The 14,218-nt window shown below is 51.1% G+C and carries 15 protein-coding genes, 1 tRNA gene and 1 other RNA gene; 12 read left to right on the top strand and 5 right to left on the bottom strand.

Annotated elements, in window-relative coordinates; all coding sequences use genetic code 11:
* The first annotated feature begins 97 nt into the window (after positions 1 to 97).
* On the top strand, positions 98 to 1,012 hold the full coding sequence (locus ACLJXE_RS14695; RefSeq protein ID WP_410751258.1) for a DMT family transporter: 915 nt from the start codon (positions 98 to 100) through the stop codon (positions 1,010 to 1,012).
* Between the two features lie 13 nt (positions 1,013 to 1,025).
* Here ACLJXE_RS14695 and ACLJXE_RS14690 read toward each other — a convergent pair whose 3' ends face one another.
* Both ACLJXE_RS14690 and ACLJXE_RS14685 read right to left on the bottom strand, forming a co-directional pair.
* A complete protein-coding gene (locus tag ACLJXE_RS14690; RefSeq protein WP_410751257.1) occupies positions 1,026 to 1,823 on the bottom strand; it encodes an SDR family NAD(P)-dependent oxidoreductase in 798 nt (265 codons plus the stop codon).
* Between the two features lie 272 nt (positions 1,824 to 2,095).
* Complete coding sequence (locus tag ACLJXE_RS14685; protein WP_286628244.1) at positions 2,096 to 3,781, bottom strand: aspartate:alanine antiporter; 1,686 nt, start codon at positions 3,779 to 3,781, stop codon at positions 2,096 to 2,098.
* 269 nt (positions 3,782 to 4,050) lie between these two features.
* Between ACLJXE_RS14685 and ACLJXE_RS14680 the strand changes: the two genes are divergently transcribed.
* Positions 4,051 to 4,431, top strand: a complete 381-nt coding sequence (locus tag ACLJXE_RS14680) for an inner membrane protein YbjM (protein WP_286628243.1) — start codon at positions 4,051 to 4,053, stop codon at positions 4,429 to 4,431.
* A gap of 34 nt (positions 4,432 to 4,465) precedes the next feature.
* Here ACLJXE_RS14680 and ACLJXE_RS14675 read toward each other — a convergent pair whose 3' ends face one another.
* On the bottom strand, positions 4,466 to 4,729 hold the full coding sequence (locus tag ACLJXE_RS14675; RefSeq protein ID WP_005123606.1) for a GrxA family glutaredoxin: 264 nt from the start codon (positions 4,727 to 4,729) through the stop codon (positions 4,466 to 4,468).
* Positions 4,730 to 4,921: 192 nt separating this feature from the next.
* Here ACLJXE_RS14675 and ACLJXE_RS14670 point away from each other — a divergent pair, with 192 nt between their 5' ends.
* The 10 genes from ACLJXE_RS14670 to rlmC all read left to right on the top strand — a co-directional run bounded on the left by ACLJXE_RS14670 (position 4,922) and on the right by rlmC (position 13,784).
* Positions 4,922 to 5,212: a YbjC family protein gene (locus ACLJXE_RS14670; protein ID WP_286628242.1), complete on the top strand. Its 291-nt coding sequence runs from the start codon at positions 4,922 to 4,924 to the stop codon at positions 5,210 to 5,212.
* Positions 5,196 to 5,918 (top strand): nitroreductase NfsA, encoded by a 723-nt coding sequence (nfsA, locus tag ACLJXE_RS14665; protein ID WP_410751256.1) that lies wholly within the window; start codon positions 5,196 to 5,198, stop codon positions 5,916 to 5,918. The genes ACLJXE_RS14670 and nfsA overlap by 17 nt, the downstream gene beginning before the upstream one ends.
* A 59-nt stretch (positions 5,919 to 5,977) precedes the next feature.
* Positions 5,978 to 6,880 carry a 30S ribosomal protein S6--L-glutamate ligase gene (gene rimK / locus ACLJXE_RS14660; protein ID WP_286628240.1) on the top strand — a complete coding sequence of 301 codons (903 nt, stop codon included), beginning with the start codon at positions 5,978 to 5,980 and terminating at the stop codon, positions 6,878 to 6,880.
* A gap of 90 nt (positions 6,881 to 6,970) precedes the next feature.
* On the top strand, positions 6,971 to 7,447 hold the full coding sequence (locus ACLJXE_RS14655) for a YbjN domain-containing protein (RefSeq protein ID WP_286628239.1): 477 nt from the start codon (positions 6,971 to 6,973) through the stop codon (positions 7,445 to 7,447).
* 430 nt (positions 7,448 to 7,877) lie between these two features.
* Positions 7,878 to 8,990 carry a spermidine/putrescine ABC transporter substrate-binding protein PotF gene (gene potF / locus ACLJXE_RS14650; RefSeq protein ID WP_286628238.1) on the top strand — a complete coding sequence of 371 codons (1,113 nt, stop codon included), beginning with the start codon at positions 7,878 to 7,880 and terminating at the stop codon, positions 8,988 to 8,990.
* Between the two features lie 139 nt (positions 8,991 to 9,129).
* Positions 9,130 to 10,263, top strand: coding sequence for a putrescine ABC transporter ATP-binding subunit PotG (potG, locus tag ACLJXE_RS14645; RefSeq protein ID WP_061067606.1), 1,134 nt, complete (start codon positions 9,130 to 9,132; stop codon positions 10,261 to 10,263).
* Between the two features lie 9 nt (positions 10,264 to 10,272).
* Positions 10,273 to 11,226: a putrescine ABC transporter permease PotH gene (potH, locus tag ACLJXE_RS14640; protein ID WP_286628237.1), complete on the top strand. Its 954-nt coding sequence runs from the start codon at positions 10,273 to 10,275 to the stop codon at positions 11,224 to 11,226.
* Positions 11,223 to 12,068: a putrescine ABC transporter permease PotI gene (gene potI, locus ACLJXE_RS14635; protein ID WP_286628236.1), complete on the top strand. Its 846-nt coding sequence runs from the start codon at positions 11,223 to 11,225 to the stop codon at positions 12,066 to 12,068. The genes potH and potI overlap by 4 nt, the downstream gene beginning before the upstream one ends.
* Before the next feature lie 26 nt (positions 12,069 to 12,094).
* The gene (locus tag ACLJXE_RS14630; protein WP_410751345.1) at positions 12,095 to 12,616 is read left to right on the top strand and encodes a YbjO family protein; all 522 of its coding nucleotides are present in this window, start codon (positions 12,095 to 12,097) and stop codon (positions 12,614 to 12,616) included.
* A 40-nt stretch (positions 12,617 to 12,656) separates the two neighbouring features.
* Positions 12,657 to 13,784, top strand: coding sequence for a 23S rRNA (uracil(747)-C(5))-methyltransferase RlmC (rlmC, locus tag ACLJXE_RS14625; RefSeq protein ID WP_410751255.1), 1,128 nt, complete (start codon positions 12,657 to 12,659; stop codon positions 13,782 to 13,784).
* Between the two features lie 142 nt (positions 13,785 to 13,926).
* Here rlmC and ACLJXE_RS14620 read toward each other — a convergent pair.
* Together ACLJXE_RS14620 and ACLJXE_RS14615 are read right to left on the bottom strand one after the other, a co-directional pair.
* Positions 13,927 to 14,062: non-coding RNA, RtT sRNA (locus tag ACLJXE_RS14620), on the bottom strand.
* Between the two features lie 45 nt (positions 14,063 to 14,107).
* Positions 14,108 to 14,195, bottom strand: a tRNA-Ser gene (locus tag ACLJXE_RS14615).
* Positions 14,196 to 14,218 lie beyond the last annotated feature (23 nt).

Below are 14,218 nucleotides of genomic sequence, written 5' to 3'. Positions count from 1 at the left end.
TAATCTATGCACAAGGATGAAAACGTTATATTAGCATTCATTCTCACGCCGCCGTAGCCTTGTGGTCATACCGTACAACTGACAATAAGGCGCAAATATGCCCTATCTTTTACTCAGTCTGGCTGCCTGTTTTTGGGGCGGGAACTATGTGGTCGGCCATATATTGGTTGCCGATGTTAATCCCATCGTTTTATCAGCAGCACGCTGGGTATTTACCGCATTGCTATTGATGACGCTTTATTTCCGACAGATCGCCGTGCAGTGGCCAGCGATGAGAAAATCCTTTGGTACTATCGTGTTCCTCGCGTTATGTGGTCAGGTTCTTTTCCCCTTAACGTTGTATATCGGTCTGCAATATACAACGTCGCTCAATGCGGCGATTTATATGTCCACCACACCGGCTCTCGTCCTGTTAATCAATAAATTCTTTTTTAGAGAGCGGATCTCTGCGCGTAATATTGCCGGCGTGATCCTCAGTACCGTTGGCGTTATCTGGTTGGTATCGCAGGGTGATGTGATGCACGCGCGGGTGTTTGAACACCTGAATCAGGGCGATTTCTGGACGATGGGGTCAGCGCTGAGTTGGGCGGTCTATTGCGCTTTTTTACGCATTAAACCGGTTGAGGTAAAGGGAAACGCCTTTGTCGCCGTGAGCGCCCTGATAGGCGCGATGGTACTTATTCCAGTATTGACTCTGGAGTTGATACACAATGGTATGCCGGGCTGGAATAGCTATGCAAATACGGGGGTTATTACTGGGCTGGCATACCTTGTTATTTTTCCTTCCTGGCTGTCATATCTGTTATGGAACAAAGGGATTAGCACCATTGGCGCAACGCGCGGAGAGATCTATTCACACTTGATTCCACTGAGTGGCGGATTATTTAGCGTGATGTTTATGCACGTTACTCTGCATTCATACCATCTGGTCAGCGCGTTGGTTATTATGTGCGGTATAGCATTGTGTTCCCGCCCGAGCGCAAAAAAAGGTTCGCAGCAGCGCACGGCGTGAAAGAGCGGGTAAATTAGCTTACGGTTGCGCCCCCGGTAATATTGACCACCGTAGCGGTCATTGCTCCGGCATGGTCTGAAGCCAGAAAGGTTGTAACCTCAGCGATTTGTGCAAGCGTAGGCAGGCGTCCGATCATGGTGCTTTGTGCCGCACCGCCCAACCATTGCTCAACGGTTAGCCCCATCGACTGGGCTTTGGCACTAAATATTTCCCCCGTGTAAGACCCCGCCGACATGGCATCAATAATTGCGTGCGATCGTACCCCGAGAACACGGATATTTCGTGGGCCCAATTCGCTGGCCAGCGCTTTCATGAAGGCTTCTGCACCCGCGCAACCGACAATGTGGCCCAGGTGGCCTGGCATCGCCATGGAGGCCGCAGGGGCGACGACAGAGAGAATAACGCCAGCACGTTTACCACCCATATGCGGTGTGACGGCTTTTGCGATGTTGAACTGTGCTGAGAGGAAAGGAGTGATACCGCTCATAAACTCAGTCAGGGACAATGCTTCAATACGTTTTCCCTGTTCATGCATAAAACCCGTTGCATTGACCACTACGTCAATGCCGCCAGTATGCTGAGCGAGGTGCGTAACCTGCTCCACGGCGTCATATTCATCGAGCACATCGGTGATAAACGTATTGACAGTACCACCTGCCATTCGCAGGCGACTGGCCGTCCAATCAAGCTTTTCCTGACAGCGCGCGCCCAGGTACACATGAGCACCTTCGCGCACCATCGCCTGCGCAACCGCACTACCAATAGCGCCGCTGCCACCGAAAATCACAGCGATTTTGTCAGTCAGTAACATTGCTAACCCCTTTATGGAAACAGCACAGTTTAAAAGTATGAGTCATAACCGGCATGCTGCAAATCAGAGGGAGAACGAGTGATAAAGAGGGGACGAGAGGTAAATTTCAGGCAACAAAAAACCCATCAACCTTGAACCAAAACGGCGGGGTTGATGGGCTCCACAAATTGGGGACATCAAAGAAAAGCAGTGGCAATAGTTATGACTGACACCTTTAAGAAAAGTTCTGCTTACCTGCAAAAAATTTTCATTAAAAGCAAAAAAAAACAGTTCTAACCAATGCCCGGCCAGATGATGACAATGAGTGTCCCTGCCAGCGTCAACAGAACGTTAGCAATCGCGTATGTGCCTGCATAGCCTAAAGCGGGAATGTTGCTGCGTGCGGTATCACTGATGATTTCCATTGCTGGCGCACAGGTACGTGCCCCCATCATTGCCCCGAACAGCAGGGCCCGGTTCATGCGCAATACGTAAGCCCCAAACAAGAAACAGATGACAACCGGCACCAGGCTGACAATCAGACCTGAAATCAGCATCTGGCCACCCACTGCGCCGAGGCCATTACCAATGCCGCTACCTGCGCTCAAACCGACACCAGCCATAAAGACCATCAGGCCAAACTCTTTCACCATGTTCAACGCACCCTGCGGGATGTAGCCAAACGTCGGGTGGTTAGCACGCAGGAAGCCGAGCATAATTCCGGCGAACAGCAACCCGGCCGCGTTGCCGATGCCAAAGCTGAAATTACTGAACTGGAAGGTGATCATCCCGATCATCAGGCCAATAATAAAGAACGCGCAGAAAGCCAGCAGATCGGTCACCTGGCTGTGAATGGAAATAAAGCCGATACGGTCTGCGATGGTTTTCACACGGCGGGCATCGCCGCTTACTTGCAACACGTCGCCTTTATTGAGCACCACATTGTCATCAATCGGCATCTCAATCTGGCTGCGGATCACGCGGTTCAGGAAGCAGCCATGATCAGTCAGCTTCAACTGGGCCAGACGACGGCCGACGGCATTGTGGTTTTTGACCACGATCTCTTCGGTGACGATGCGCATATCGAGCAGATCGCGATCGAACACCTCTTTACCATTACGGAAGCTAGGGTCGAGGCGAGCATGCGCATCCGGGTAGCCCACTAAGGCGATTTCATCGCCCATCTGCAGCACGGCGTCTCCGTCCGGATTAGCCAGAATACCGTTGCGACGGATACGTTCGATATAACAACCGGTCTGGCGATAGATGCCCAGCTCGCGCAGATTTTTACCGTCAGCCCAGGCAACCAGTTCCGGGCCGACACGATAGGCACGGATCACCGGCAGATAGACCTTACGGTTGGCGTCAGTGTCCAGCCCGCGCTCACGCGCGATTTGTTGGGCGCTGGTTTGGAGATCCTGGTGCTGCAGTTTTGGCAGATAGCGGGCACCGACAATCAGACTGACCAGTCCGATCAGATAGGTCAGTGCGTAACCGAGGCTCAGGTTGTCGAGGGCGGTCGACAATTGTGTTCCCGTCATCCCCGAATGGCGCAATGTGTCACCTGCGCCGACCAGCACCGGCGTTGAAGTCATTGAGCCGGCCAACATACCGGCGGTCAGGCCGATATCCCAGCCAAATAGCTTACCCAGTCCCAGGGCGATCAGCAGTGCACTACCGACCATCACCAGTGCAAGCATTAGGTAATTTTTCCCATCGCGAAAAAAAATCGAAAAAAAGTTGGGACCGGCTTCGACGCCGACACAAAAAATAAACAGCATAAAGCCGAGATTTAAAGCATCAGTGTTAATACTAAAGTGCTGCTGACCTAATAATAGGGACACCACTAAAACGCCAATGGAATTACCGAGTTGGACTGTCCCCAGGCGTAATTTACCCAGACACAGGCCCAGAGCCAGGACCACAAATAATAACAGGATGTAATTCCCATTTAACAAATCTGCGACGTTTATATTCACGGAGGCTAACTTCTTGTTTACTAGTAAGCTATTGAAAGAAATGGCAATTTACGCTAATGTTTTTGCCAGAAATTAAGGGGCGACTGCATCGCACACAGCCCCAAATAATGCAGCACGACAATATATGTGACTAGTTTAATCTCATTACGTATCAACGGCTATAAGAATCGTGTGGGTGTGTTTTTGGCATGGAATGCCGAGTAACTTTATCTGACTGGACGCCTGCGGGCGAAAAGAGTGTTCGATAGAGAGAGTGTCAGGAGGAACGATTGAAACATAAGCAAAGTTGGGCGGGTGCGATCTGCTGCTTTGTGCTCTTTATTGTAGTGTGTCTTTCATTAACGCTGAATATCAAAGGCGCATTTAGAGCGGCTGGGCATCCTGAGGTCGGGTTGTTATTTTTTATACTGCCTGGCGCTGTGGCAAGCTTTTTCTCCCACCGTCGGGAAGTGCTTAAACCCCTTCTTGGTGCAATACTGGCAGCGCCGTGTTGCTTGTTGCTGATGCGGTTCGTGTTTATGCCGACGCGTTCGCTGTGGCAAGAGCTGGCATGGTTGTTTAGTGCAGTGTTTTGGTGCGCGCTTGGCGCATTGTGTTTTTTATTTATCAGTAGTTTATTCAACCAGCGTCAGCGGCGGAAAAAAAACTGATGACGCCCTCCAGCGGAGGGCGTAGAAACAGCTATCAGGCGAACAGATTCATATTCTCTTTTGCCCACGCTTCAAAATCCGTGCAGCCGCCGATGTGTTGTTGATCAACGAAAATCTGCGGAACGGTCTCAACTGGCTTACCTACCGTTTTTTCCAGATCTGCTTTAGTTATTCCTTCGGCATGGATATCAATGTAGCGGAAGTTAAAATCGTCATGCTCATTGCTTAATTTTTCAGCTAATTCTTTTGCGCGCACGCAATACGGGCACCCTGGGCGACCAAAAATAACGGCAAACATCTCTATCTCCTCGAACTTATCAGGCCGGATGGCGAATGTTGTTATGATGCCGCGATTTGTGACGGATGGAAAGCAGGTTCAGCCTGTTGCTTTGATATCCTTAGTCTATGCCTTCGTCTTTCAAACCGCATTTTTGTTAAACATGGGCTGTCGGAACGTTTTACACTAAGCGCCATTTATCGGGAGGCACCTATGCGCACAGTGGGCGTGTTACCCAAAAGCGTATTGATTCTGGAAATCATCGGGATGGTTTTGTTATCGCTGGCGCTGTTGTCGCTTAACGATTATCTCACTTTACCCGCACCGCTAAACGGGCCATTGGCCTGTGTGGTAATGATATTTCTGGGCGTACTGTTGATGCTTCCCGCCGCGGTGGTATTGATGTTGCGCATTGCGCAGCTGTTGGCACCGCAGCTGATGTCGCGTGCTCCCGACGCTTCTTCCCATTCAGCCAGAGAAAAAAAAGATGACTCCAACCATTGATTTAATTCGTAGCCACCGTTCCATTCGCCATTTCACCGATGAAGGTATTTCCGATGCACAGCGTGAGGCGATTATTGCTGCCGCTCAAGGGACATCAAGCTCAAGTTTTTTGCAGTGCACGACGATAATTCGTATTACCGATCAAAATCTGCGTGAGTCCCTGGTGACATTATCGGGTGGACAAAAGCACGTCGCGCAGGCCGCCGAGTTCTGGGTTTTTTGTGCTGATTTTAATCGCCATTTGCAAATTTGCCCCGATGCGCAACTGGGGCTGGCGGAGCAACTATTGCTTGGCGTGGTTGATACGGCGATGATGGCGCAAAATGCGCTGACAGCGGCTGAATCACTGGGGCTTGGCGGTGTGTTCATTGGCGGCCTGCGTAACAATATTGAGCCGGTAACGGAATTACTGAAGCTGCCAAAGCATGTTTTGCCGCTGTTTGGCCTGTGTCTCGGCTGGCCTGCGGATAATCCGGACATCAAGCCCCGGCTGCCAGCAACACTGGTGGTGCATGAAAACCAGTACCAGCCGCTCGATCAGGATGTATTGTCGCAATATGATGAGCAGCTTGCGCAGTACTATCTGACCCGTGGTAGCAACACGCGTCGCGATACCTGGAGCGATCATATTCGCCGTACCATCATTAAAGAAAGCCGTCCCTTTATCCTGGAATATTTACATAAACAGGGATGGGCGATGCGCTAAAGCGTTTAACCCAGTGTATGATACGCCAGCTTTTACCAGGTCTTTTAGAGAGGTGCAGGGTGAAAATTGCCATTTTGTCCCGGGATGGAACGCTCTATTCTTGCAAACGCCTGCGTGAAGCGGCGATGCAACGCGGTCACCTGGTTGAAGTTATCGATCCTCTTTCTTGTTATATGAACATTAGCCCAGCGGCGTCTTCTATCCATTATAAAGGCCGTCAGCTTCCCCATTTTGACGCGGTCATCCCAAGGATTGGCTCAGCCATTACCTTCTACGGTACGGCAGCATTACGCCAGTTTGAGATGCTGGGTAGCTACCCGCTGAATGAGTCAGTCGCGATTACCCGCGCACGCGATAAGCTGCGCTCGTTACAACTGTTAGCGCGACAGGGAATTGACCTGCCCATTACCGGGATAGCCCACTCGCCGGATGATACCAGCGATATGATTGATATGGTCGGCGGTGCGCCGCTGGTGGTGAAACTGGTGGAGGGGACTCAAGGGATCGGTGTGGTATTGGCTGAAACGCGCCAGGCTGCAGAGAGTGTCGTGGATGCATTTCGTGGTCTGAATGCCCATATTCTGGTCCAGGAATATATCGAAGAGGCGAAGGGGCGAGATATTCGCTGTTTCGTCGTGGGTGATGAGGTGGTCGCGGCTATTGAGCGGCGGGCTAAAGAGGGCGATTTCCGTTCTAACTTGCATCGCGGCGGAGTTGCCACTATTGCCAATATCACGCCGCAGGAAAGGGGCATTGCGCTTAAAGCTGCCCGCACGATGGGGCTTGACGTTGCTGGCGTCGACATCCTGCGTGCAGAACGCGGACCGCTGGTTATGGAGGTCAACGCCTCTCCAGGGCTGGAAGGCGTGGAGAAAACCACTGGGATAGATATTGCTGCGCGAATGATCCAGTGGATCGAGCGTCATGCTACTCCTGAATTTTGTCTTAAAATCGGCGGCTAAACGCAATATCGATAGCGATCGTGGTATGACACGGTCTTTTTGCGTAAGCTGTGCCGGTAATTTTTTCATCAATAGAGGTCGCACATTATTATGACATCACTGGTCGTTCCCACTCTGGATACGTTGCGTCAATGGCTCGACGACCTGGGCATGAGTTTTTTTGAATGTGATACCTGTCAGGCGCTGCATCTACCGCACATGCAGAACTTCGACGGCATTTTTGATGCAAAAATTGATCTGGTGGATAACGTCATTCTGTTTTCTGCGATGGCGGAAGTCAGACCTTCAGCGCTGCTACCGCTGGCCGCCGATCTGTCCGCTATCAATGCCAGCTCGCTGACGGTAAAAGCCTTTCTGGATATGCAGGATGATAATCTGCCAAAGCTGGTGGTTTGCCAGTCTTTATCCGTTATGCCGGGTGTGACGTTTGAACAGTTTGAATGTTTTGTGCGTCAGAGCGAGGAACAGATATCGATGGTGATCCTTGAAGCCGGGGCACATCAGTTGTTGTTTAACGCCGAAGAAGACGCGCAAAACAGCAATGCAGAGGTTCATTTCCTCCACTAATAGTTCCTGATTATGGGTATCTATAGCGCAGCCGCTGCCAGAGCGGTTGCATATTTCATGTTTTTATTCTGCATTTAACCTTTTCTTAAAGAGTTATTCACTTCGATTCTGCCCCTTCCGCTTTACGTCATAGACAAAACCTGCATAAAAAATTGATAAAAGACGTTTTTTTATCTGGGCTATATCCACAAATCCTGGCTAAAGTTATTCTTGCAAGGCTTATAAACGTCACCGTTCAATTTGCTCATTATGAGCTATCTGTAGCTGTATGCATGTTGAATGAGTCAGCGGATATCAGCGAGCAATAGCGGCGGGGAGAGAGACCTCTCTTTCATTGATGCCGCATGAAATAATATGCACGTTTCTTGCATATCATTAGAGTGTGACTTTTTTGTTCGTTTGTTAACGAACTTTCAGAAGGAAAGAGATTATGACCGCCTTAAATAAAAAATGGTTATCAGGCCTGGTTGCAGGTGCTCTGATGACCCTCTCTGCCGGCACGCTCGCTGCTGAACAAAAAACACTGCATATTTATAACTGGTCTGACTATATTGCTCCGGACACGGTGGCTAATTTTGAGAAAGAGACCGGCATTAAAGTCATTTATGATGTATTTGACTCTAATGAGGTGCTGGAAGGTAAGCTAATGGCTGGCAGCACCGGTTTTGACCTCGTTGTCCCGTCAGCCAGCTTCCTCGAACGGCAACTGACTGCGGGTGTATTCCAGCCCCTGGATAAGAGCAAACTGCCGGGCTGGAAAAACCTCGATCCTGAACTGCTGAAACTGGTGGGTAAACACGATCCCGACAATAAGTTTGCTATGCCGTATATGTGGGCAACCACCGGTATTGGCTACAACGTGGATAAAGTTAAAGCGGTGCTGGGCGCGGATGCTCCGGTTAACAGTTGGGATTTGATCCTGAAACCGGAGAATCTGGAAAAACTCAAAAGCTGCGGTGTCTCTTTCCTCGATGCGCCTGAAGAAGTGTTTGCTACCGTGCTGAATTATTTGGGTAAAGATCCAAACAGCACGAAAGCAGATGATTACACCGGGCCGGCAACCGATTTGCTGTTGAAACTGCGTCCGAATATTCGTTATTTCCACTCCTCGCAATACATTAACGATCTGGCAAATGGTGATACCTGTGTAGCAATTGGCTGGGCAGGGGATGTATGGCAGGCCGCAAACCGTGCGAAAGAAGCGAAAAATGGCGTCAATATCTCCTTCTCTATTCCAAAAGAGGGGGCGATGGCGTTCTTTGATGTGTTCGCGATGCCTGCAGATGCGAAAAACAAAGACGAAGCCTACCAGTTCCTCAATTACTTGCTGCGTCCTGATGTGATTGCGCATATTTCCGATCACGTGTTCTACGCCAATGCTAACAAAGAAGCGACGGCGCTGGTCAGCCCGGAAGTTCGTGATAACCCAGGTATCTATCCGCCAGCGGACGTGCGCGCCAAACTGTTCACACTGAAAGTACAGGATCCGAAGATCGATCGTGTACGTACCCGCGCCTGGACGAAGGTAAAAAGCGGAAAATAACCCGATGTTCTGGACACGACCCGGCGGTGCTTGTGCCTGCCGGGGATGTCGCGATCCCGAACACACAAAACCCGGCAATACGCACCAATAAGGTGCGTTATTTGCACCGTTTCTTTGTTTTATGCCGGAGAGCACTTAAGTGAATGATGCAACCCCACGCCCACAAGCGAAAATCCGTAAGGCGCTGACCCCGCTGCTTGAAATTCGCAACCTGACGAAGTCATTTGACGGTCAGCATGCCGTCGATGACGTCAATCTCACTATCTACAAAGGCGAAATATTTGCCCTGCTTGGTGCGTCTGGTTGTGGTAAATCAACCCTGCTGCGCATGCTGGCGGGGTTTGAGCTGCCAACCACTGGGCAAATCATGCTGGACGGTGTCGATCTGGCGCACGTTCCACCTTATCTGCGTCCCATTAATATGATGTTTCAGTCCTATGCTCTGTTTCCACATATGACGGTGGAACAGAATATTGCCTTTGGGCTCAAACAGGACAAGCTGCCGAAAGCGGAAATCGCTAGCCGGGTGAATGAGATGCTCGGACTGGTGCACATGCAGGAGTTCGCCAAACGTAAGCCACATCAGCTTTCAGGCGGTCAGCGTCAACGTGTGGCACTGGCCCGGAGCCTGGCCAAACGCCCTAAGCTGCTGTTACTGGATGAACCGATGGGCGCTTTGGATAAAAAACTGCGTGACCGCATGCAGCTGGAAGTGGTTGATATTCTTGAGCGTGTAGGGGTGACCTGCGTGATGGTGACACACGACCAGGAAGAAGCCATGACCATGGCGGGCCGTATAGCCATCATGAACCGCGGAAAATTTGTGCAGATTGGCGAGCCGGAAGAGATCTACGAGCACCCGACCACCCGCTACAGCGCTGAATTTATCGGTTCGGTAAACGTTTTTGAAGGGCTGCTAAAGGAGCGTCAGGAGGACGGTCTGGTGATTGATTCTCCGGGGCTGGTGCATCCGCTAAAAGTGGATGCTGATACTTCCATTGTCGATAACGTACCGGTGTATGTCGCGCTTCGTCCGGAAAAAATCATGCTCTGTGATGCCCCTCCGCCGGATGGCTATAACTTTGCGGTGGGCGAGGTGGTGCATATTGCCTACCTGGGTGATTTGTCTGTCTATCACGTGCGTTTAAAAAGCGGCCAGATGTTGAGTGCCCAGTTGCAAAACGAACATCGCTATCGTAAGGGGCTACCGACCTGGGGTGACGAGGTACGTTTGTGTTGGGATGCGGACAGCTGTGTGGTGTTGACGGTTTAAGGAGTAAAGATGAGTACACTTGAACCTCCGGCACGTGCCGAAAAAGCGAGCCGTTTCACGCTGTATATGTCGCGGCTGCAAATGAAACATGGTCGCAAGCTGGTGATCGCGCTGCCGTATGTGTGGCTGGTTCTCCTGTTTTTATTGCCGTTTCTGATTGTCTTCAAGATAAGCCTGTCCGAGATGGCCAGGGCGATACCGCCGTACACTGACCTTGTGGCATGGGCCGATGGTCAGCTATCTATTACGCTCAATTTAGGTAACTTCCTGCAACTGACGGACGACCCGCTCTATTTCGATGCTTACCTGCAGTCTTTGCAGGTCGCGGGGATTTCGACGATCTGCTGTCTGCTGTTGGGGTACCCACTGGCGTGGGCCGTGGCACACAGTAAACCTTCTACACGTAATATTTTGCTGTTGTTGGTGATCCTGCCTTCCTGGACCTCTTTCTTGATTCGCGTCTATGCCTGGATGGGGATCCTGAAAAATAACGGGGTGCTGAACAACTTCCTGATGTGGCTGGGCGTTATCGATCAGCCATTGACGATCCTGCATACCAACCTGGCGGTTTATATCGGTATTGTTTATGCCTATTTGCCCTTTATGGTGCTGCCGATTTATACCGCACTGACGCGCATTGACTATTCGCTGGTGGAGGCTGCATTGGATCTGGGCGCACGGCCGTTGAAAACCTTTTTTAGCGTGATTGTGCCTTTGACCAAAGGCGGGATTATCGCCGGTTCAATGCTGGTGTTTATCCCGGCAGTAGGGGAATTTGTTATTCCGGAACTGCTTGGGGGGCCGGACAGCATTATGATCGGCCGCGTGCTATGGCAGGAGTTTTTCAATAACCGTGACTGGCCGGTGGCGTCTGCTGTTGCCATCATCATGTTGCTGTTACTGATTGTGCCAATCATGTGGTTCCATAAATATCAGCAGAAAAGCGTGGGGGAACACGGATGAATAACTTACCGGTCATTCGCTCGCCGTGGCGGACCTTTATCCTGGTCGTGGGGTTTACTTTCCTGTACGCCCCCATGCTGATGTTAGTTATCTATTCGTTCAACAGCTCCAGGCTGGTGACGGTGTGGGCGGGTTGGTCAACACGCTGGTACGGTGAACTTTTCCACGATACTGCAATGATGAGTGCCGTCGGCATGAGTTTAACGATTGCTGCCTGTGCTGCGACGATGGCGGCCATTCTTGGTACGATTGCTGCCGTGGTGATGGTTCGTTTTGGCCGTTTTCGTGGTTCAAACGGTTTTGCCTTTATGATCACCGCGCCGCTGGTTATGCCGGATGTGATTACGGGTTTATCATTGTTATTGCTGTTTGTGGCCCTCGGACATGCGATTGGCTGGCCAGCCGATCGCGGTATGCTGACTATCTGGCTTGCGCACGTCACCTTCTGTACCGCTTATGTCGCGGTAGTGATTTCGTCGCGTCTGCGCGAACTGGATCACTCTATTGAGGAAGCGGCGATGGATCTCGGCGCGACGCCGCTGAAGGTGTTTTTCGTCATCACGTTACCGATGATTATGCCGGCGGTCATTTCCGGTTGGTTGCTGGCCTTTACGCTATCGCTGGATGATTTGGTTATCGCCAGTTTCGTTTCTGGCCCAGGGGCGACCACCTTGCCAATGCTGGTATTCTCCAGTGTGCGTATGGGGGTTAACCCAGAGATCAACGCACTGGCGACGTTGATCCTCGGCGTGGTAGGAATTATCGGATTTATCGCGTGGTATCTGATGGCACGAACAGAAAAACAACGGATACGCGATATCCAACGTGCAAGACGCGGCTGAAAAAACTAAAATCTGCCAACCTGTCTATACGGCGCAACTGTGGTGGTTGCGCCGTTTTCAAGGAAGACGACGCGTTGGGATTTTTTAAGAAATCATCCACCTCACATGCTCGCTTAAACGTCCCTGCTTTGGTGCAGGTGGCGGCGCTGGCTATTATTATGATCCGCTGTCTCGACCTGCTGATGATCTTCAACACCCTTGGCCTGAAAGGGGTGAGCGAGTTTATTCATCGCAGTGTACAGACCTGGGATTTGACGCTGGTGTTTCTGGGCAGTCTGGTGCTGCTTTTTATTGAAATTTATTGTGCCTTTTCACTGGTTAAAGGGCGTAACTGGGCCCGCTGGATCTATCTGCTAACCCAAATTATTGCCAGTGGATATCTGTGGGCGGCATCGTTAGGTTATGGCTATCCCGAGCTGTTCAGCATTGCGGGGGAATCCAGACGTGAAATCTTCCGTACGCTGGTGATGCAAAAATTGCCCGATATGTTGGTGCTGCTGTTGCTGTTTGTTCCGGCGTCCAGTCGGCGGTTCTTCCGTTTGCAATAACGTGTATAATCTTCGCCCCTGTTAATTTGAAGGTTTCCGTATGCAGTGCGCACTTTATGACGCTGAACGCTGTCGTTCCTGTCAGTGGATAACACAGCCCATCGCCGAACAACTCTCTGCTAAAACAACCAATCTCCAGCATCTGCTGGCCGATTTTTCGGTCGGGGAATGGTGTGCGCCGATCGGTGGTGCGGAAAACGCTTTTCGAAATAAAGCTAAAATGGTGGTCAGTGGCAGCGTGGAAAAACCGCTGCTGGGCATGCTGCATCGCGACGGTACATCTGAAGATTTGTGCGATTGTCCGCTGTATCCCGCTTCTTTTGCACCCATATTTACCGTGCTAAAGCCGTTTATTGCCCGCGCGGGGCTTACGCCTTACAACGTGGCGCGCAAACGGGGTGAGCTTAAATATCTGCTGTTAACGGAAAGCCAGTTTGACGGTGGCATGATGCTGCGTTTTGTTTTACGTTCTGACGCGAAACTGGCACAGCTGCGTACGGCGCTACCGTGGCTGCAGGCACAATTACCGCAGTTAAAAGTCATTAGCGTCAATATCCAGCCTGTGCATATGGCGATTATGGAAGGGGAGACAGAAATCTTCCTGACCGAACAGCAGGCACTGGCCGAACGTTTTAACGATGTGCCGCTGTGGATCCGCCCGCAGAGTTTCTTCCAGACCAATCCGGTAGTAGCAGGACGTTTATATGCCACCGCCCGTGACTGGGTGCGTCAGCTGCCTGTTAATCACATGTGGGATCTGTTTTGCGGTGTTGGGGGTTTTGGTCTGCACTGCGCCACGCCGCAGATGAAACTGACAGGGATTGAAATCGCGCCAGAGGCGATCGCCTGTGCGAAACAGTCGGCACAGGAGCTTGGGTTGCAGAATCTGCATTTTCAGGCGCTGGATTCAACTCAGTTTGCTACTGCTCAGGGCGAAGTGCCGGACCTGGTGCTGGTAAACCCACCGCGCCGGGGTATTGGCAAACCGCTGTGCGATTTTCTTTCCCAAATGGCACCACGTTTTATTGTTTATTCCAGCTGTAATGCGCAAACCATGGCGAAGGATATTCACGAGTTGCCAGGGTATCACATTGAACGCGTCCAGCTTTTCGATATGTTTCCACATACTGCACACTACGAAGTGTTGACGCTGCTTAGTCGACGATAAATGGCATGCCTGATGGCGTTTTGCTTATCAGGCCTACGACGAGATGCAGAAATGTAGGCCGGATAAGGTGCTTGCGTCACATCTGGCAAATGCAACATGCGAAAAAAAAGCCCGTACTTACGTACGAGCTCTCTCTTGAATATGGCGGTGAGGGGGGGATTGACTCGCGTTGCTCGCCCTGCGGGCAGCCTGTTCGCTGCGCTCTCAGTCTGTCCAACTGGCTGCGCCAGTTGTCGAACCCCGGTCGGGGCTTCTCATCCCCCCGGCAGGCGCAATATGCGAAAAAAAAAGCCCGTACTTGCGTACGAGCTCTCTCTTGAATATGGCGGTGAGGGGGGGATTCGAACCCCCGATACGTTGCCGTATACACACTTTCCAGGCGTGCTCCTTCAGCCACTCGGACACCTCACCATATTGTATTGCTGCCTGACCTC

This window comes from Citrobacter sp. U14242 (assembly GCF_046555775.1).
Taxonomy (GTDB): Bacteria; Pseudomonadota; Gammaproteobacteria; order Enterobacterales; family Enterobacteriaceae; genus Citrobacter.
The sequence above is the reverse complement of the archived record's forward strand: the minus strand, read 5'-3'. Positions and strand labels throughout refer to the sequence as shown.

Coding starts and splice junctions, on each gene's coding strand:
- rlmC (WP_410751255.1), top strand. CDS start 12,657: ATGCAGTGCGCACTTTATGACGCTGAACGCTGTCGTTCCTGTCAGTGG.
- ACLJXE_RS14675 (WP_005123606.1), bottom strand. CDS start 4,729: ATGTTTGCCGTTATTTTTGGTCGCCCAGGGTGCCCGTATTGCGTGCGC.
- ACLJXE_RS14655 (WP_286628239.1), top strand. CDS start 6,971: ATGACATCACTGGTCGTTCCCACTCTGGATACGTTGCGTCAATGGCTC.
- potH (WP_286628237.1), top strand. CDS start 10,273: ATGAGTACACTTGAACCTCCGGCACGTGCCGAAAAAGCGAGCCGTTTC.
- ACLJXE_RS14695 (WP_410751258.1), top strand. CDS start 98: ATGCCCTATCTTTTACTCAGTCTGGCTGCCTGTTTTTGGGGCGGGAAC.
- potF (WP_286628238.1), top strand. CDS start 7,878: ATGACCGCCTTAAATAAAAAATGGTTATCAGGCCTGGTTGCAGGTGCT.
- potI (WP_286628236.1), top strand. CDS start 11,223: ATGAATAACTTACCGGTCATTCGCTCGCCGTGGCGGACCTTTATCCTG.
- ACLJXE_RS14670 (WP_286628242.1), top strand. CDS start 4,922: ATGCGCACAGTGGGCGTGTTACCCAAAAGCGTATTGATTCTGGAAATC.
- ACLJXE_RS14690 (WP_410751257.1), bottom strand. CDS start 1,823: ATGTTACTGACTGACAAAATCGCTGTGATTTTCGGTGGCAGCGGCGCT.
- nfsA (WP_410751256.1), top strand. CDS start 5,196: ATGACTCCAACCATTGATTTAATTCGTAGCCACCGTTCCATTCGCCAT.